12 protein-coding genes are annotated in these 18,541 nt (G+C 63.8%); 6 read left to right on the top strand and 6 right to left on the bottom strand.

Annotated features, from left to right (window positions below; genetic code table 11):
• Window positions 1–37: 37 nt before the first annotated feature.
• Both DK391_RS26625 and DK391_RS26620 read right to left on the bottom strand, forming a co-directional pair.
• Window positions 38–910 (bottom strand): ScpA family protein, encoded by an 873-nt coding sequence (locus DK391_RS26625; protein WP_109480995.1) that lies wholly within the window; start codon window positions 908–910, stop codon window positions 38–40.
• Window positions 911–1,096 (bottom strand): DUF3460 family protein, encoded by a 186-nt coding sequence (locus DK391_RS26620; RefSeq protein ID WP_109480994.1) that lies wholly within the window; start codon window positions 1,094–1,096, stop codon window positions 911–913.
• Between the two features lie 335 nt (window positions 1,097–1,431).
• Between DK391_RS26620 and DK391_RS26615 the strand changes: the two genes are divergently transcribed.
• Both DK391_RS26615 and DK391_RS26610 read left to right on the top strand, forming a co-directional pair.
• The gene (locus DK391_RS26615; protein ID WP_109480993.1) at window positions 1,432–3,279 is read left to right on the top strand and encodes an autotransporter assembly complex family protein; all 1,848 of its coding nucleotides are present in this window, start codon (window positions 1,432–1,434) and stop codon (window positions 3,277–3,279) included.
• Window positions 3,280–3,310: 31 nt separating this feature from the next.
• A complete protein-coding gene (locus DK391_RS26610) occupies window positions 3,311–7,654 on the top strand; it encodes a translocation/assembly module TamB domain-containing protein (protein ID WP_109480992.1) in 4,344 nt (1,447 codons plus the stop codon).
• A 53-nt stretch (window positions 7,655–7,707) separates the two neighbouring features.
• On the opposite strand, the gene DK391_RS26605 is transcribed toward DK391_RS26610, so the two are convergent.
• The 4 genes from DK391_RS26605 to DK391_RS26595 all read right to left on the bottom strand — a co-directional run bounded on the left by DK391_RS26605 (window position 7,708) and on the right by DK391_RS26595 (window position 13,265).
• Complete coding sequence (locus DK391_RS26605; protein WP_239482958.1) at window positions 7,708–9,162, bottom strand: adhesin; 1,455 nt, start codon at window positions 9,160–9,162, stop codon at window positions 7,708–7,710.
• A 93-nt stretch (window positions 9,163–9,255) separates the two neighbouring features.
• Entirely contained in the window at window positions 9,256–9,564 is a 309-nt protein-coding gene (locus tag DK391_RS45365; protein ID WP_239482957.1) for a hypothetical protein, read from the bottom strand.
• A gap of 349 nt (window positions 9,565–9,913) precedes the next feature.
• Window positions 9,914–12,094 carry a methionine--tRNA ligase gene (gene metG, locus DK391_RS26600; RefSeq protein ID WP_109480991.1) on the bottom strand — a complete coding sequence of 727 codons (2,181 nt, stop codon included), beginning with the start codon at window positions 12,092–12,094 and terminating at the stop codon, window positions 9,914–9,916.
• 520 nt (window positions 12,095–12,614) lie between these two features.
• Entirely contained in the window at window positions 12,615–13,265 is a 651-nt protein-coding gene (locus tag DK391_RS26595) for an OmpA family protein (RefSeq protein ID WP_109480990.1), read from the bottom strand.
• Window positions 13,266–13,535: 270 nt separating this feature from the next.
• On the opposite strand from DK391_RS26595, the gene apbC reads away from it, so the two are divergent.
• The 4 genes from apbC to DK391_RS26575 all read left to right on the top strand — a co-directional run bounded on the left by apbC (window position 13,536) and on the right by DK391_RS26575 (window position 18,541).
• Entirely contained in the window at window positions 13,536–14,624 is a 1,089-nt protein-coding gene (apbC, locus tag DK391_RS26590; protein WP_109480989.1) for an iron-sulfur cluster carrier protein ApbC, read from the top strand.
• A 151-nt stretch (window positions 14,625–14,775) separates the two neighbouring features.
• Window positions 14,776–15,309 carry a superoxide dismutase family protein gene (locus DK391_RS26585; protein WP_109480988.1) on the top strand — a complete coding sequence of 178 codons (534 nt, stop codon included), beginning with the start codon at window positions 14,776–14,778 and terminating at the stop codon, window positions 15,307–15,309.
• A 295-nt stretch (window positions 15,310–15,604) separates the two neighbouring features.
• Complete coding sequence (gene dcd, locus DK391_RS26580; RefSeq protein ID WP_109480987.1) at window positions 15,605–16,174, top strand: dCTP deaminase; 570 nt, start codon at window positions 15,605–15,607, stop codon at window positions 16,172–16,174.
• Window positions 16,175–16,258: 84 nt separating this feature from the next.
• Window positions 16,259–18,541 carry an arginine/lysine/ornithine decarboxylase gene (locus DK391_RS26575; RefSeq protein ID WP_109480986.1) on the top strand — a complete coding sequence of 761 codons (2,283 nt, stop codon included), beginning with the start codon at window positions 16,259–16,261 and terminating at the stop codon, window positions 18,539–18,541.

Genomic DNA, 18,541 nt, shown 5'->3' with positions numbered 1-18,541 from the left:
GCCTGGCGTTCCGGATAGTGGAACGCAATGCGCGTCGTCAGGCGGGCAGATAGGCCAGCCGCACGTAAATCGGCGCGAACGGCTCGGCTTGCGTGATCTCGATCAACGATTCACGCGACAGTTCGAGCATCGCGATGAAATTCACGACCACGACGGGTACGCCGCGCGTCGTGTCGAACAGCTCGGAAAACTCCATGAAGCGCGCGCCCTGCAGCCGGCGCAGGATCACGCTCATGTGCTCGCGCACGGACAGTTCTTCGCGCGAAATCTTGTGATGCTGGACCAGCTTCGCGCGCTTGATCACGTCGGCCCACGCGGAGCGCAGGTCGTCGGTGTTCACATCGGGGAAGCGCGGCGTGATGCTCTGCTCGATGTACACGTCGGCGCGCAGGAAGTCGCGGCCGAGCTGCGGCAAGTGGTCGAGGCGCTGTGCGGCAAGCTTCATCTGCTCGTATTCGAGCAGGCGGCGGACCAGTTCGGCGCGCGGATCTTCCGCTTCTTCGCCGGTGTCGGCTTTCTTCACGGGCAGCAGCATGCGCGACTTGATCTCGATCAGCATCGCGGCCATCAGCAGATATTCGGCGGCGAGTTCGAGATTGGTCTTGCGCAGCTGTTCGACATAGCCGAGATACTGGGCCGTCACATCGGCCATCGGAATGTCGAGCACGTTGAAGTTCTGCTTGCGGATCAGGTACAGCAGCAAGTCCAGCGGGCCTTCGAAAGTCTCCAGAAAAACTTCGAGCGCGTCCGGCGGAATGTAGAGATCCTGCGGCAGCTTGAAGAGCGGCTCGCCGTACAGGCGAGCGAACGCGATGCCGTCGACGGTGTTGGTCGTCGAATCGGTGGCGGGCGCGGCGAGCGCCGCGTCGGATTGCTCCTGAGCGGCGCGGGCCTCGTCGGCGGTGGTCACTTAGAAATTCTGGTAGTAGACGTAGGAGGTCTGCTTGACGCGGGCAGCCTGATTGGATGCGCGCTCGTCGAGGTCGATCGGCTGCTTGTCCCACAGCAGCGAACGGCCGCGGCGCTGCTCTTCTTCCAGATTGGGCTTTTGTTCTTTCAGTTGATTCAGGAACTGCGTGATATCCGATTGATACATGGCTCGACGTCCGTGAATGAGGATGACGGCGCCCGGATGCGCTTCTGGCGCGGGGCCGCCGGTGCAGAACAGGATTTTACCGCAAGCCCGTGAAGCGCAAGCGAAAAGTCAGCGGAACCGCGCGCGGCGAGGCGCGTCCAAGCGCGGGCGCGCGATGAGCAGGGCGGCTGACGCATCGGCCGCGCGGCAAGAGCGGCGTGCCTTACCGAGCTTGTCCCGTAAATTGCGCGTCGCTGCCGATGTGTTCAAATAGCGCTCGGCCCCTCGCGCCTTGTCTGGCGGGGCCGGGTGTCGGCATTTTTCAACAAACTGTCAATAAGAGCCGGAGGTCGTGTTTGGCGGGGTGGGCCATCGAACGGTCGCGCAAGCGCCGCAGCGAAAGCACCGCGACAGGCCGTCGCGCGATGCGGCGCGCATCGTTCGCGACGATGCTGCTGCGCGCCTGTCTGTCGTGCGCATTGTGCGTGCTGCTGCTCGCCACGCTGCCGGCACACGCCGCGCGGGCGAAGCCGACCTACAAGGTCGACGTGGAAGCCGAGCCGCGCTCGCTGCGCAAGCTGCTCGAAGAGCATCTGGACATCTCCCGCTTCGCGAAACGCGAGGACATCAGCCCCGAGCAGTTCGACTTTCTCGTCACGGCCACGCCGCAGCAGGTGCGCGATCTGGCGTCGACGCAAGGCTATTTCACGCCGGTCGTGCGCACCGACGTGCGCACCATCGACGATAAAAAGGTCGTGCGCGTTTCCGTTGATCCCGGTCCGCGCACCATCATTTCTTCGATCTCGCTGTCGTTTCGCGGCCCCGTGCTGACGGAAGACCCAGAGCAGGAGAACAAGACCCGCTTCGCGTTCTCGCTGCACGAGGGCGATCCTTTCACGCAATCGGACTGGGATGACGCCAAGAATGCGTCGCTCAAGGCGTTGCAGTCGCGCCGCTATCTGGGCGCGAAGATTGCCCGTTCGGAGGCGCGCATCGATCCGCGCACGCACGACGCGAAGCTCTCCGTCACGTTCGAAAGCGGCCCGACCTTCACGATGGGCAAGCTGGATGTGGAAGGCACGCGGCGCTATCCCGAGCGGATCGTCGAGAACGTCAACCCGATCTCGCCGGGCGAAATCTACGACGTGCAGCGCGTCACCGAGTTGCAGCGCCAGTTGCAGAACACGCCGTACTACGCGAGCGTCGCCATCGACGTCGGCAACGATACGGAGAAGCCGCTCGATACGCCCGTGCACGTGAAGGTCAGCGAGTATCCGTACAACAGCGTGCGCGGCGGCGTCGGCTATTCGACGGATACGGGCGCGCATATCCAGGGTTCGTATTCGTATCTCGACACCTTCGGCGCGGCCTGGCCGTTCACCGTCGAAGGCCGCCTCGACCAGATCCAGCAATATGGCCAGGTCACGCTTGCGATGCCGCCTGGCAGCCGCGGCTGGACCAATAGCGGGCTGGTGTCCTACACCAGCACCAACGTGTCGGACACGCGCATCTACAGCTTGCGTGCGGGTTTGCAGCGCACGCGCACGTCGCAATACATCGACTACGCGTACTCGCTGCTCTACTACCAGGACAGGTTGGACCAGAACACCCAGGCGCCGACCACCAGCCGCGCGCTGGTGCCCGCGTGGTCGTGGACCCGCCGCAATACCGACGATCCGCTGTTTCCGCGTTCGGGGAACCTGATTCACGTCGAAGCGGGCTTTGCCGTCAAGGGTGCGCTGACCGACCAGACCTTTATCCGCGGCTATGCGCGCGGGCAGCAATACGTGCCCGTCGGCGCACGCGACCTGGTGCTGTTCCGCGCGGAACTGGGCGGCGTGTTCACGAGTGGGCCGTCGAGCGGCGTGCCCGCCTCGCTGCTGTTCCGCGCGGGCGGCTCGAACTCGGTGCGCGGCTACGGGTATCAGAGCATCGGTAACAACGTCGGCGGCTCGATTCTGCCGACCAAGTATCTCGTCACGGGCACGTCCGAATACCAGCACTGGTTCGACCGCGACTGGGGCGCCGCCGTGTTCTTCGACATCGGCACGGCCACCGACGCATGGGGCGAAAAAGTCTTCTATCCGGGCGTCGGCGTGGGCGCGCGCTGGCGCAGCCCGGTCGGCCCGGTGAATATCGACGTCGCGTACGGCACCCGCAACCGCAGCGTGCGGCCCTACCTGACGCTGGGCATCGCGTTCTGACATCACACTGAATCGACGGCACTTTTTGAGCATGACGACGGACCCTTCCGACAACCCATCCGATCAACCGTCCGGCGGCGCCCAGCCGGGCGGCGAGCCGCCGCGCGGCCCGGATGGCGCGGAGACGCCGCCGACGCCGCCTGGCAGGAAACCGCGGCGCGTCAGGCGGCTGTGGAAGGCGATCGCGTGGGGCATCGCGGTGCCGGCTGTGCTGGTCGCGCTGGTGGGTGGACTGCTGTACGGCGTGGTGGTCACCGAGCGCGGCACGGCGTACGCGTGGCAGACGGCTGTGAAGCTGCTGCATGGACAGCTCGAAGGCAAGCTCGACGGCGGCTCGATTGCGACGGGGCTGCATATGCGCGACGTGCGCTGGCGCAGTCTCGATGGCAGCGGCACGGACATCCGCGTCGATCGCATCGACGGGAAATGGGCGCTGTCGGACAAGCCGTGGCGCTTCGTGGTCGACTATCTGCACATCGGCACGGTCGAGGCGCGCATTGCGCCGTCCACGTCGAAATCGGAGCCGATGAGCTTGCCGAAAGATTTGCGTCTGCCGTTGCAACTGGCCGTGCGCGATCTGAGCGTCGACAAGCTGATCCTGCACGAGGGCGCGTCGACTTCCGAATATGCGCGGCTGCTGTTCCATGGACGCAGCGACGGGCAGCATCACGAGGTGTCGGTCGAACGGCTCGACACGCCGTTCGGCGCGGTGACGGCGAATGCGAAGCTCGACGGCGTGCGGCCGTTTCCGCTGACGGGCGATGCGGGCTACTCGGGCAAGGTCAACGACGAAGCCGTGCAGGTGCGCGCGCATCTGTCGGGCACGCTCGAAACGCTGATCGCCGAACTCGACGCGTCGGGGATGAAGCTGACGGGGCATGCGCGCGTCGAGGCGACGCCGTTCGCGGACGTGCCGCTGCAACGCGCGACACTCCCCGTCGATCACGTCAATCCGCAAGCTTTTGCGCCGGGTGCGCCAGCCGCCGATCTAGCGGTGCGCGCGGAATTGCAGCCGGTGCAGGCGGGTGCGGCGGTGGCGGGCGCAACGGAACTGGCCAGCGCCGTCGTCGTTTCCGGTCCAGTCAAGACAGCGAGTGCCGTGCGTCCGGCGAGTGCAGCGAAATCGGCGAGTGCAGCGAGTGCCGGGCGCGCAGCCAGTGCTGCCATCCTCGCGAGCGCGGCAAGCGTGCCGCAGGCAGCCTCGGAAGCGCAAGCCGATGCCGCGCATCGCCCCCAAGGGTTCGCGGTGCAAGGCCAGATATCGATCGTGAACGCGAAGCCCGGTTTGATCGACCAACACCTGTTGCCGCTGATCGACGCACGCGCCGACGTGCAACTCGACGCGAAAGCGCAGCGCATCTCGAACCTGAACGTGCGTCTGCTCAAGGACGCGACCATCACGGGTGCCGGCGCGCTGACGGGCAAGCGCGGCCACTTCGATCTGAAGGTCGCGAAGCTCGACCTGAACGCGCTGCAATCGAGCGTCCGGCCGACAGACTTCGCCGGTCCCGTTTCGATCCGTCTGAACGACGATGTGCAAAGCGTCACCCTCGATCTCAACGATCCGAAGGCGGCCCTGCGCGCGCAAGGCAAGATCACGCTCGACCCGGCGCGCACCAGCTTCAACGATGTGCGCGTGAGCTCCGGCAAAGGCCGCATCGACCTGAGCGGCGCGATCAAGCGCGACGCCAGTTCGACCTACAACCTGAAGGCGACACTGACCGATTTCGATCCGTTGTCGCTTACCATGCAGACGCCGTCGCGTGCCGCGGCGCCTGCGGGCGGCGGCGCGGGCAAGGGCAAAGGCAAAGCGCCACGGGCAGCGGCTGGCGCGCCCGACACGTCGAAAGCGCCGTCCAAAGCCGTATCGAAGGCACCTGCCAGCGCAGCCGTTTCGCGCAAGATCGAAGCGCGCGTGAACGGCACGCTGACGGCAGCGGGCGTGCTCGCACCGACCTTCACCACGAAGGCCGAGTTCCGTCTCGGCGAAAGCGTCTACGACAACCTGCCGATGACAGGCAGCGGCACGATCCAGCTAGCCGGCTCGCGCATTCTGCCGAGCCGCGCGAATCTGTCGGTGGCGGGTAATCAGGTCGATCTGCAAGGCAGCTTCGGCGCGCGTGGCGACCGGCTGCGCTTTCATGTCGATGCGCCGGATCTGGAGCGTCTCGGTTTCGGTCTCGCCGGTCAGGTCGCAGCACAGGGCGATGTGACGGGCAGCTTCGAGCATCCCAACGTCGCGCTCGACTACAAGGCCGACAGCGTCGTGTTCGGCTCGAACAAGGTCGGACACGCCGAAGGGCACGCCGAGTTGCGCGACGGCGCGAACGGCGCGATGGTTTTCACCACGGACGCGCGCAATGTCAGCACACCAGGCGTCGAACTGAACACGCTGACGGCGCGCCTGAACGGCACGCGCGCGAAGCACACGCTCGATGCCGCCGCCACGGGTACGCTGGAAGGCCGCCCGCTCGACCTCGCCGTGGCCGCCAATGGCAAGCTCACCGACGCCCGCGACGGCACGCACTGGGACGGCACCGTCACGCGGCTGTCGAACAAGGGCACGCCCGCACTGAACATGGAAGCGCCGCTCACCGTCAGCGTTGGCGGCCAGCGCGTGACGCTCGGCCCGACGCGGCTCACGCTGGAAGGCGCGGTGCTCGATCTGAAGTCGTTTGCGCTCGATCATGGGCGCATCAAATCGGCGGGGACGCTGACGGGCGTGTCGGTGGCGCGCATGCTGGAATTGCGGCAGGAATTCACAGGCGTGCCGTCGACACTGAAGACCGATCTCGTATTCGACGGCAACTGGGATTTCGCGCTCGGCGACACGGCGACGGGGCATGTCGAATTGAAGCGACGCGGCGGCGACATCACGGTCGAAGTGGGGCGCGGCTTCGCGCCGCTCGGTATCACCGATGTCGCCGCGCGCGCGGATTTCAGCGGCGGCAATCAGCTGAACGCGACCGTGCATGCGCAGGCGAGCCGTATCGGTGTGATCGACGCGTCGGCGCATACCACGCTGGTGCCGCGCGACGGCGTGCTGACCGTCAACCAGGAAGGGCCGCTCACGGGTTCGATCAACGCCAGTGTGCCGTCGCTGAAGACGACGGGTGGCCTGTTCGGGCCGAGCTATCTGCTCGATGGCCATCTGGCGCTGAAGCTCGCGCTCGGCGGCACGATCGCGAAGCCGAACCTGTCGGGATCGCTGGTTGGCGACGGGCTGTCGGCGACGATGGTCGATCTCGGCGTGCAACTGAAGGATGGCGTGGTGCGCATCGCGCTGTCCGAGAATCTCGTCGATTTCCAGCAGGTCGAGTTTCACGGCGCCACGGGCACGCTGCGCGCAACGGGACGCGTGCGGCTCGACAATGCCGAGCCGGATCTGACGGCGAGCATCGTCGCCGATCAGCTTGAACTGTTCGCGTCGCCGGACCGGCAGCTGACGATGTCGGGCAGCGCAAGCATCGCCAATGCGGGCAAGGAAGGCGGCATGGCGATCAACGGCAAGTTCGTGATCGACCATGCGTTGTTCGATATGCCGGACAAGTCGGAACCGCGTCTCGGCGATGACGTCGTGGTGGTGCGTCCCGATGGGTCGGTGGCAAGCGGCAAGCCGCAGGAAGTGGGCAACTCGAACAAGCCGGTGGGGCCGTTCGCGCCGCGCGCGAACATCGATATCGATCTGGGCAAGAAATTCCGCTTCCGTGGCCAGGGCGCCGACGTGGGCCTGACGGGCACCATCACGGCGCTGTCTGCTCCGAATCTGCCGCTGCGCGCAGTCGGCAACGTGCGCGTGACGGAAGGCTCGACCTACACGGCGTTTGGCCGCAAGCTCGGCATCGAAAACGGCTTCTTTACGTTCAACGGGCCGGTGGCGAATCCGGGTATCAATATTCTCGCGATGCGCCGCAATCAGCAGGTCGAAGCGGGCGTTCAGGTGACGGGCACGATCCAGTCGCCTGTCGCCAGGCTGGTGTCGGAGCCGAACGTGCCGGACAACGAAAAGCTGTCGTGGCTGCTGTTCGGCCACGGTACCGATCAGGGCAACAACGTCGGCCAGCAGAGCACGATGACGACGGCGCTCGCGTTGCTCGGCAGTGCGAGCGGCAAGCGGATCGCCCAGGAATTCGGGCTCGACGAATTTTCGATCGGGCGCAGTGAAGTGGGCTTGACCGATCCGCAGGTCGTGATGGTGTCGAAGGCGATCAGCGAGTGGCTGGTGATCGGCTATGAGCAGGGCTTGCAGTCGGCCAGCAACGCGATCAAGGCGACGGTGAACCTGACGCGTTACTGGTCGGTGGCCGCGTATGGTGGCACGTTCCAGGGGATGGATCTGCAGTACACGCGGCGCTTCGACCGCTTGCGCTGGTAATAAAAAAGTCCGGGCTGCAAAGGCCCGGCCTGGTTGCTGCGTTGCGAAGCGCGCTATGTGCGTTGCGCCTGTTCCTTCACGAGCGCGAGGACGTTGCGGCCGAATGCTTCGGGCCGTCCTTCGAAAATCCGTTCGACGGCTTTCTCCGCGATCATCGTGCTGCGCAGCGCTTCGCGCTCCTCGTGACGCGGCGCAAGACGCACGACGGCGCGCACGTAATCGTCGATCGAATGCGCCGTGAGCCAGTCAGGCATGCCGGCGCGTTCGAACAGACCGGCGTCGATATGCTCGAACACCTCGCGGCCGCACAGGTTGACGCCGGGCAGGCCGAGCGTAAAGGCGTCGACGATGCCGTTCGTATTGCCGAACGGGAACGGGCTGACGAACATGTCCATCGCGTTGATCACTTTCAGGTACGTGCTGTACGGAAGCCCGCCATACACCAGCACGTTGCTGCGCGGCAGCGCCGCTTCCACCAGACGGCGCACATAGGCGATGTCGAGACCTTCGGCCCACGACGTCATGAAATGAAAGCACACGGGAATGCCCGCCGTCTCGATGACCTGCCGGCATGCGGCGAGGAAGCGCGGATTGAGCTTCATCGCGCTCGCGGTCACGGCGATGTTGACGTAGTGCCCACGCTCGGGAATGCTCGGCGTGATGTCGGTCAGCAGTTTCGACGGCACGTAGGGCTGGCCGTCCTTCGGCAGGCGCATCAGTTTTTCGCTGAAGCAGGCGGGATCGCCGACGAAGTCCTCTTCGACGCTCACGTAATCGATGCACTCGGCGTGCATCGTCGCCGGATGGCCGAGCGCGGCGATCTGCAGCGGTGCGATGCGCACATTGGTCATGAAAATAGTGTGCGGGAACATGCCGACACTCGGCATATACAGCACGGCAGGCGGATTTTCACGCGCGAAATCCTGCACCTGACGCACGATCTCGCCGACATATTCGGGATGCTCGAACGGGATAAAGCGGTCAAAAATCTCGCGGCCAGCCGCATCGACATGTTGCGATTCGCCGAACGCGACCACTTCGAAGCGCTCACGCGCGGCGAGCATCGTGCGTGAGTGCGTGCGATAGATCGAATGGCCGCCGTTGAACCATTCGAGCACGACGATCATCAGCGGCTTGCGGTCGTCCTGCTGCGCGGACGCGTGGCCGACTTCGGCTTCATGTTCGAGCAGACCGAGCACGCCCAGCTTCTTGCGCACGAGCTTGCTGATGCCGCGCTTGAGCGCATGCCGGTCCGGTAGGTCAGAATAGCTGCAATGCATGTAGGCGCCACACACGGCGCCGCCCGGCATGTCGTCGAGATCGTCGATGGCGTCGAGCGTTTGCGGCAGCCATTCGATCAGACGCTCCCGTTTCGCATGCGCGGCGGGCGAGATCACCACCGCAGAGCCGACGATCGACATGCCGAGACTCGTCGCCAGATCCGGTTCGTTTTTCGCGAGGTCGGCGAGATCGATTTCATATTCGGATTCGACCGTGTACAGCACCATCTGCTTCTTGATCAGCGCTTTCGTGTCCTGGTGATCGTTCGATTGGGCCGCGTGCGCGAGCAGTGCGCGCAGGATGTGATCGGTGTTGCCATACTACGACGCCACGAACAGCATGTTGAGCCAGTGACGCGCGCTGAACAGCTGGCCGAATTGCCGGTCGTCGAGCCTGAATTGCGGATCGGCGAGCAGGGCGGTGATGGCGTCGGCAATGCGCTGCAGGACCACGGCGGCTTCGTCGCTGGGAGCGCGAGTGGGATCGGCAAAGGCCAGATCGACGCCCGGCAGGCGGCTGCGATTCGAGATGAACGTGTTGATCAACGTGATCAGCGCTTCGTGTGCGGCTTCGAAATCGCGCGCGAGGACGAGGGTTTCGAACTGCTCGAGGGAAAATTCGGTGCTCATGTCAGTGATCGATTGAAGACGGCTCGAGTCTCGTCGAGCGCGTCGGTGAACAGGGATGCGAGCGGTCTTGCCGCACGAGACGCAACGGCGCGATGGCACCGTCGATACACCCGCTGTGAGACGTGTCCCGCCAGCAAACTCGGACGCTGACGCACGTCTCACAAACCGATCTCAATCTTCAAAGAATTCGCTACGAATGAATCTAGGAGCAGTCTGATTTTGAAAAAGGAGCGAGCGGTATACGCGCGGCGAGCAGGCGAAAAAAAAGCACGTCCGAAGACGTGCTTTTTGCTTGATGCGCTAGTTGCGCCGGTTGTGCCGATCGCGCCGGAAAGACGCTGCGCCTGGCTTACTTCACGCGCATGCCGGGCTTCGCGCCGCTGTCCGGTTCGAGCACGTAGATGCCCGGTTCGGCCTTCTCGTCAGCCGCCGATGCCGCGAGCACCATGCCTTCCGACAAACCGAACTTCATCTTGCGCGGCGCCAGATTCGCGACCATCACCGTCAGCTTGCCGACCAGTTGCTCCGGCTGATACGCCGACTTGATGCCCGAGAACACGTTGCGCGTCGTCTCTTCGCCGACATCGAGCGTCAGTTGCAGCAGCTTGTCCGAGCCTTCGACCGCACGGCAATCGACGATCTTCGCAATGCGCAGATCGATCTTCGCGAAATCGTCGATCGAAATGATGCCGCTGTCTTCGGGCTTGGCCGCCGCGTCGCCATGTGCAGCCGCCGTCGCCTTCGCGTGCGCCTTGGCTTTGGCCTTGGCATCCGCCGGTTGCGCTTCGGCTGCGGCAGTCGGTTGCAGCGAGCCGCGGTTCGCGTTCAGCAGTGCCTCGATCTGCTTCGGGTCGACGCGCGTCATCAGATGCTTGTACGCGTTGATCGGGCGCGCCGAGCTGAGCGGCGTGTCGGCGTGCGCCCACGTCAGCGGCTCGGTGCCGAGGAACGCCTCAGCCGATTCGATCACCTTCGGCAGCACCGGCTTGAGCGCGAGCGACAGCAGGCGGAACGCTTCCAGCGACACGCTGCACGTCTCATGCAGCGCGACGGCGTTGGCAGGGTCTTTTGCCTGATCCCACGGTTTGGCCGTATCGACGTACGCGTTGACGGCATCCGCGAGTTCCATGGTCTGGCGCAGCGCGCGGCCGTAGTCGCGTGCTTCGTAGTGCGCGGCGATCTGCGGAATGGCCGTGCGCAGCGACACCAGCAGCGGATGCTGCATCGCGCTGTCCTGCACGCGGCCTTCGAAACGCTTGATCAGGAAACCCGCCGCGCGGCTCGCGATGTTCACGTACTTGCCGACGAGGTCGCTGTTCACGCGCGCCTGGAAGTCTTCGAGGTTCAGGTCGATGTCTTCCATCGTGCTGTTCAGCTTGGCCGCGAAGTAGTAGCGCAGCCACTCGGGGTTCATGCCCGTTTCGATCACGCTGTTGGCCGTGATGAACGTGCCGCGCGACTTCGACATCTTCGCGCCGTCGACGGTCAGGAAGCCGTGCGCAAACACGTTGGTCGGCGTGCGATGGCCCGAGAATTCCAGCATGGCCGGCCAGAACAGCGTGTGGAAATACAGGATGTCCTTGCCGATGAAGTGATACTGCTCGGTCGTCGCGCCTTTCTGCGTCCACGCGTCGAAGTCGAGGCCGCGCTTTTCCGCGAGATTGCGGAAGCTCGCGTAGTACCCGACGGGCGCGTCCAGCCACACGTAGAAGTACTTGCCCGGCGCGCCGGGAATTTCGAAGCCGAAGTAGGGCGCGTCACGCGAGATGTCCCAGTCGGCGAGCTTCGCTTCGCCTGCGTCGCCGAGCCATTCGCGCATCTTGTTGGTCGCTTCCTGCTGCGCCAGACCGCCAACCCAGCCGCGCAGGAAGTTCTCGCAGCGCGGATCGGACAGTTTGAAGAAGTAGTGCGGCGAGGTCTTCTTGATGGGCGTCGCGCCGGATACAACCGAATACGGATTGATCAGCTCAGTGGGCTGATAGGTCGAGCCGCACACTTCGCAGTTGTCGCCGTATTGATCCTTTGCGTGGCACTTCGGGCACTCGCCCTTGATGAAGCGGTCCGGCAGGAACATTTCCTTGACGGGATCGTAGGCCTGCTCGATATCGCGCGCTTCGATCAGACCGGCCTTCTGCAACGCCGTGTAGATCGACTCGGACAATACGCGATTCTCTTCGGAATCGGTCGAGTAGTAGTTGTCGAACGAAATGCCGAAGTTGTCGAAGTCGCGCTTGTGTTCCTGCCACACACGGTCGATCAGCTGCTTGGGCGTGATGCCTTCCTGCTCAGCCTTCAGCATGATCGGCGTGCCGTGCGTGTCGTCGGCGCCGACGTAGTAGACCTCGTGCCCGTGCATTCGCAGCGCGCGGACCCAGATGTCCGTCTGGATATATTCGACCAGGTGGCCGATATGGATTTGCCCGTTCGCGTACGGCAGGGCAGACGTGACGAGGATCTGGCGGCGGCCCTTCGGCGCGCCGGCGGCGGTGAGGGCCGCGGATTGAACCGCGGTGGCGTCGGTTGCTGACATGTGGGTTCTATGGACTGGCGGAAGGTTCGGGCGGCCGTCGCGACGTTTTGACGTCGGCGGACGGCGCAGTGCCCAGGACCGCATGAACGGGGTATACGCCCACGCAGCTCGGGTGTCGAACGCGGCTTGGCGGACTTTCATCGCGCGTAACCGGCCCGAACCGTCGATTTTACCAGTGTGAACCCATCACGGCAGTGCGCAACCGATGATCGCGCCAGCTTTGCGGGAAGAAGTCACAGGGAAGGGGGAGGCGCTGCTTGCGCGGTGCGTATCGTCGCCGTGCAAAAAACGGCAAAACGCAGGCAAAAAAAACCGGGGCTAATGGGCCCCGGAGCAACAACGACAAGAGGAGAATGGTGACGCGGCGGCATCGCCGCACACGTACCGTAGAGACAGACCACGGATTTTCACAAGAGTTCGAAAATTTTTTCGATTTGCCTGGGAGACCCGTGAGACCCACCCGGTGGGTTGTCAGGCAGTCTCACCCGGTCCCGCCATGGCCTGTCCTTTCCTCATGACTTTACTGAGCGTGCTGTGCCGTCGCGCGCAGATAGATTTCCACGCGGCGATTCTGCGCGCGGCCTGCTTCCGTGCTGTTGTCGGCGATCGGCTGGTTCGCGCCCATGCCCGACGCTGCCAGGCGCTGCGGCTGGACGCCGTCTTGCGCCAGCTGGTTCACGACGCTTTGCGCGCGGTTGACGGACAGCGTCTGGTTGTACGCCGGCTGGCCCGTGCTATCCGTATGGCCGACGACCTGCGCGACCACTTCCGGGTTCTGGTTCAGCGTTTGCGCAACCTGCGTCAGCACCGGCGCGAAGCTCGGCTTGATTGCGTAGCTGTTGGTGTCGAACGTGACCGAGCTCGGAATGTTCAGCTTGAGCGAGCCGTCCGGCTGTTCGGTGATCTGCGTGCCCGTGCCCTTCGTCGCGCCCGACAGCTTGTTCTTGATGTTCTGCCAGTTGTAGCCGGTCACGCCGCCGACCGCCGCGCCGACGCCTGCACCGATGGCCGCGCCCTTGCCGCCGCCGAAGATCGCGCCGAGGGCAGCGCCCGTGCCTGCGCCGACGCCCGTGCCGACAGCCGTGTTAGTGCCTTGCTGGGTCGCGCAGCCGCCGAGCAGCGCACCGACGACAGCCAATGCCGACAAACGGGTCATGATTTTTGCATTCATTTCTGGATCCTCTCTTCAAATAAACAGTCGACAGTTGCAAGGGCCGCCGATACGCGCCGACAGCCGGAAAGGGTCTTCCGGCAGCCCCAGGCGTCAGCCACTACAATGACGACTGAGCAGACGCCGATTCGGCCCTATTGCAAACTTGCGCGGCAAGCGTGCCTATGAGATGGGTTTTAGGCAATGCCGCATAACAATTTCTTTCAATATTTCAGGCGCGTGGCGCTGACTTCGATCGCGCACCACGCCGAGCGTTCCCACGGAGACTCAATGAGCATCGATCGGGCTATGGTAGACGCGGCCCTCGCGGCCATCACCGACCCTAACACCCAAAAGCCCTTCGCCGCAGCGAAGAACTTCCGGAATGTCAGCGTCGATGGTGCCACGGTCAGCGTCGACGTGGTACTCGGCTATCCGGCCAGGCGTCAGTTCGACGCGATCCGCGCGCAGGTCGAGCAGGCGCTGCGCGCAGTGCCGGGTGTCGAGGCGGCGCGCGTGCAGGTTTCGCAGGAAATCGCCGCGCATACGGTGCAGCGCGGCGTCAAACTGTTGCCGAACGTGAAGAACATCGTCGCCGTGGCGTCGGGCAAGGGCGGTGTCGGCAAGAGCACGACGGCCGTGAACCTGGCGCTGGCGCTGGCGAGCGAGGGCGCTTCCGTGGGCATTCTGGACGCCGACATCTACGGCCCGTCGCTGCCGATGATGCTGGGCATCGAAGGCCGCCCCGAGTCGCCTGATGGTCAATCGATGAACCCGATGGCGGGCCACGGCGTGCAGGCCAACTCCATCGGCTTTCTGATCGAGCAGGACAACCCGATGGTGTGGCGCGGCCCGATGGCCACGTCCGCACTCGAACAGCTGCTGCGGCAGACGAACTGGAAAGATCTCGATTATCTGGTCGTCGACATGCCGCCGGGCACGGGCGACATCCAGTTGACGCTGTCGCAGCGCGTGCCCGTGACGGGCGCCGTGATCGTCACGACGCCGCAGGACATCGCACTGCTCGACGCCAAGAAGGGCTTGAAGATGTTCGAGAAGGTCGGCATCCCCATTCTCGGCATCGTCGAGAACATGGCGATGCATATCTGCTCGAACTGCGGCCACGAAGAGCATATCTTCGGCACGGGCGGGGCCGAGCGGATGTCGAAGGAATATGGTGTGGACGTGCTCGGCAGCCTGCCGCTCGACATCACGATCCGCGAGCAGGCCGACTCGGGCACGCCGACCGTGGTGGCCGATGCCGATGGCCGCATCGCCGAGATCTATCGGACGATTGCACGCAAGGTCGCGATCCATATCGCCGAGCGCTCGCGTGACATGAGCTCGAAGTTCCCGACCATCGTCGTGCAGAACACATAAGGGCGCGTTGGCTCGCACGGGAATCCAACCGAACAACGTCTCAGGAGCGGGGAGAAAGGGGTCTGAATGCGGCCCCGCTCGCGGTATCATGTCGGCTTCATCAGGTCCGGCAACGCGGTCGCGGGGACGGCCGGCTCGACAAGAGGATCGCATGAGAAAACGAATCGGCGGCGAGGCGATCAAGACCATCGTCGTCCTGGCTGCGGCCAGCGCCCTGCTGTCAGGGTGCATGGGCTTCCTGAAGCCACAGGAGAAGCGCGCCGACGCGCAACTGCTGCCGACGCTGGGCAACCAGACGCGCGGCATGGTGACGTTCATCGAGCGTTCGGACGGCGTGCAGGTGACCTATAACCTCACGGGTTTGCCGCCCAACAGCGATCACGCGCTGCAGGTTCACGAGCGCGGCGACTGCAATTCCGCCGATGGCTCGGGCGCGGGCGCCGTGTTTGCTCCCGCCGCGGAACGCCTGAAGTCGGGTTCGCGGGTCGAGGGCGATCTCGGCAATATCCATGCGGACGCGGCGGGCGTGGCGGCGGGCTTCATCGTCGCGCCGGACGTGTCGCTCGACGGCGTGCGCTCGGTGCTGCAGCGCGCCGTGCTGCTGCACCGCGAAGCCTCCGATCCCTACGCCTATCCGCAGCATGGCGCCGGTCCCGCGCTCGCATGCGGGCTGATTCGCCAGTAAGCCGGGCCGCTGCTGGCCGTCGTTTTGCCAATTTTCCGTTTGCCAATCGTTTGCGCTGTGTGCAAACCGCCTGTTTCCGCGTCAAGTCCCGCGCTTATCCGTTCTGCATCGTTACGAGCCTCGAAGGCTGGTCTGCCTCGCTGCATGTGCGCATCTTTATGCGCGATTCAGGTCGCATCCGGCACGCCCGCCAGGTTCGCGTAAAATAAGCGCCTTTCTTCCGGCGGCATGCGTGGCGTAAGCCGCGCGCAAGCGTCAGCCGGTCCGATTTCCTCTCCGTCAGCAGCGTTCACCTATGAGCATCAAATCCGACAAGTGGATCCGGCGCATGGCCGCAGAGCACAAGATGATCGAGCCGTTCGCGCCAGGCCAGGTGCGCGCGACGGACGATGGTCGCAAGATCGTCAGCTACGGCACCTCGAGCTACGGCTACGACATCCGCTGTGCCGACGAATTCAAGATCTTCACGAACATCAACTCGACCATCGTCGATCCGAAGAACTTTGACGAGAAATCGTTTGTCGATTTCAAGGGCGACGTCTGCATCATCCCGCCGAACTCGTTTGCGCTGGCGCGCACGGTTGAGTATTTCCGCATTCCGCGCAGCGTGCTGACGGTGTGTCTGGGCAAATCGACGTATGCGCGCTGCGGCATCATCGTCAACGTGACGCCGTTCGAGCCGGAATGGGAAGGGCACGTTACGCTCGAATTCTCAAATACGACACCTTTGCCTGCCAAAATCTACGCGAACGAAGGCGTTGCGCAGGTGCTGTTCTTTGAAAGCGTCGAGATTTGCGACGTGTCGTACGCGGATCGCGGCGGTAAATATCAAGGACAACATGGCGTGACGTTGCCGAAGACGTAACGAAAACGCGCATTGAATCACCAGCTATTCGGGTGACCGCTGCGCTTAACCGGCCCAGCGGTCGTTCTTTTTGGAGAATCGCCCATGAAGTTTCGCTTCCCCGTCGTCATCATCGACGAAGATTTCCGCTCCGAGAACATCTCGGGTTCAGGCATCCGGGCGCTTGCCGAGGCCATCGAAAAAGAAGGCGCGGAAGTGCTGGGTCTCACGAGCTATGGCGATCTGACCTCGTTCGCGCAGCAGTCGAGCCGTGCCTCGTGCTTCATCCTGTCGATCGACGACGATGAACTGCTGCCCTACGTCGAAAACGGCGATGGCCAGGCGCAAGATATCGCGCCCGCAATCGTCGATCTGCGCGCGTTCGTCGAAGCCGTGCGCAAGCGCAACGCGGACATCCCGATTTTCCTGTACGGCGAAACGCGTACCTCGCGCCACCTGCCGAACGACATCCTGCGCGAACTGCATGGTTTCATCCACATGTTCGAGGACACGCCGGAGTTCGTCGCGCGCCACATCATCCGTGAGGCGAAGGTGTATCTGGATTCGCTCGCGCCGCCGTTCTTCAAGGAACTGGTGCAGTACGCGGACGAAGGCTCGTACTCGTGGCACTGTCCGGGTCACTCGGGCGGTGTGGCGTTCCTGAAGAATCCGCTTGGCCAGATGTTCCACCAGTTCTTCGGCGAGAACATGCTGCGCGCGGACGTCTGCAATGCTGTCGACGAACTCGGCCAGTTGCTCGATCACACGGGTCCCGTTGCCGCTTCCGAGCGCAACGCGGCGCGTATCTTCAGCGCGGATCACCTGTTCTTCGTGACCAACGGCACGTCGACGTCGAACAAGATCGTCTGGCATGCCACGGTTGCGCCGGGCGACATCGTGCTGGTGGACCGCAACTGCCACAAGTCGATCCTGCACGCGATCACGATGACGCACGCGATCCCCGTGTTCCTCACGCCGACGCGCAATCACTTCGGCATCATCGGGCCGATTCCGCGCGACGAGTTCAAGCCGGAAAACATCCGCAAGAAGATCGAGGCAAATCCGTTCGCGCGTGAAGCGCTGGCGAAGAACCCGAAGGTCAAGCCGCGCATTCTGACGATCACGCAGAGCACGTACGACGGCGTGATCTACAACGTCGAAATGATCAAGGACCTGCTCGGCGATCTGCTCGACACGCTGCACTTCGACGAAGCGTGGCTGCCGCACGCCGAGTTCCACGAGTTCTATCAGGACATGCACGCGATCGGCGCGGGCCGTCCGCGCACGGGCGCACTCGTGTTCGCGACGCACTCGACACACAAGCTGCTTGCCGGTATTTCGCAGGCTTCGCAGATCGTGGTGCAGGACAGCGAGAACAGCACGTTCGACCGCCATCGTTTCAACGAGGCGTATCTGATGCACACGTCGACTTCGCCGCAATACGCGATCATCGCGTCGTGCGACGTGGCGGCAGCAATGATGGAGCCGCCGGGCGGCACGGCGCTGGTCGAGGAATCGATTGCCGAAGCGCTGGATTTCCGCCGCGCGATGCGCAAGGTCGATGCCGAATACGGCGACGACTGGTTCTTCAAGGTCTGGGGCCCGGAAGAACTCGCGGAAGAGGGCATCGGTTCGCGCGACGACTGGATGCTGCGTCCGAACGACCGCTGGCACGGCTTTGGCCCGCTTGCGGACGGCTTCAACATGCTCGACCCGATCAAGGCGACGATCATCACGCCGGGCCTGGACGTGGACGGCGAGTTCGGTGAAACGGGCATTCCCGCTGCCATCGTCACGAAGTATCTGGCCGAGCACGGCATCATCGTCGAGAAGACGGGTCTGTACTCGTTCTTCATTATGTTCACGATCGGCATCACGAAGGGCCGCTGGAACTCGATGGTCACTGAACTCCAGCAGTTCAAGGACGACTACGACAACAACCAGCCGCTGTGGCGCGTGCTGCCCGAGTTCGTCGCGCAGCATCCGGCGTACGAGCGCATCGGCCTGCGCGATCTGTGTGAGCAGATTCACAGCGTCTATCGTGCCAACGACATCGCGCGTCTGACGACGGAGATGTACCTGTCGAGCATGGAACCGGCGATGAAGCCGTCCGACGCCTTCGCGAAGCTCGCACACCGCGAGATCGACCGGGTACCGATCGACGAACTCGAAGGCCGCGTGACGTCGATCCTGTTGACGCCGTATCCGCCGGGCATTCCGCTGCTGATTCCGGGCGAGCGCTTCAACCGCACCATCGTCAACTATCTGCGCTTCGCACGTGAGTTCAACGAGCGCTTCCCGGGCTTCCATACGGATATCCACGGGCTGGTCGGCGAAACGATCAACGGACGCATCGAGTATTTCGTCGATTGCGTGCGCGATTCGTGA

Source organism: Paraburkholderia sp. C35, from assembly GCF_003121405.1.
GTDB lineage: Bacteria > Pseudomonadota > Gammaproteobacteria > Burkholderiales > Burkholderiaceae > Paraburkholderia.
Note: the sequence above shows the minus strand (reverse complement) of the source record. Positions and strands in the feature narration are given on the sequence as shown.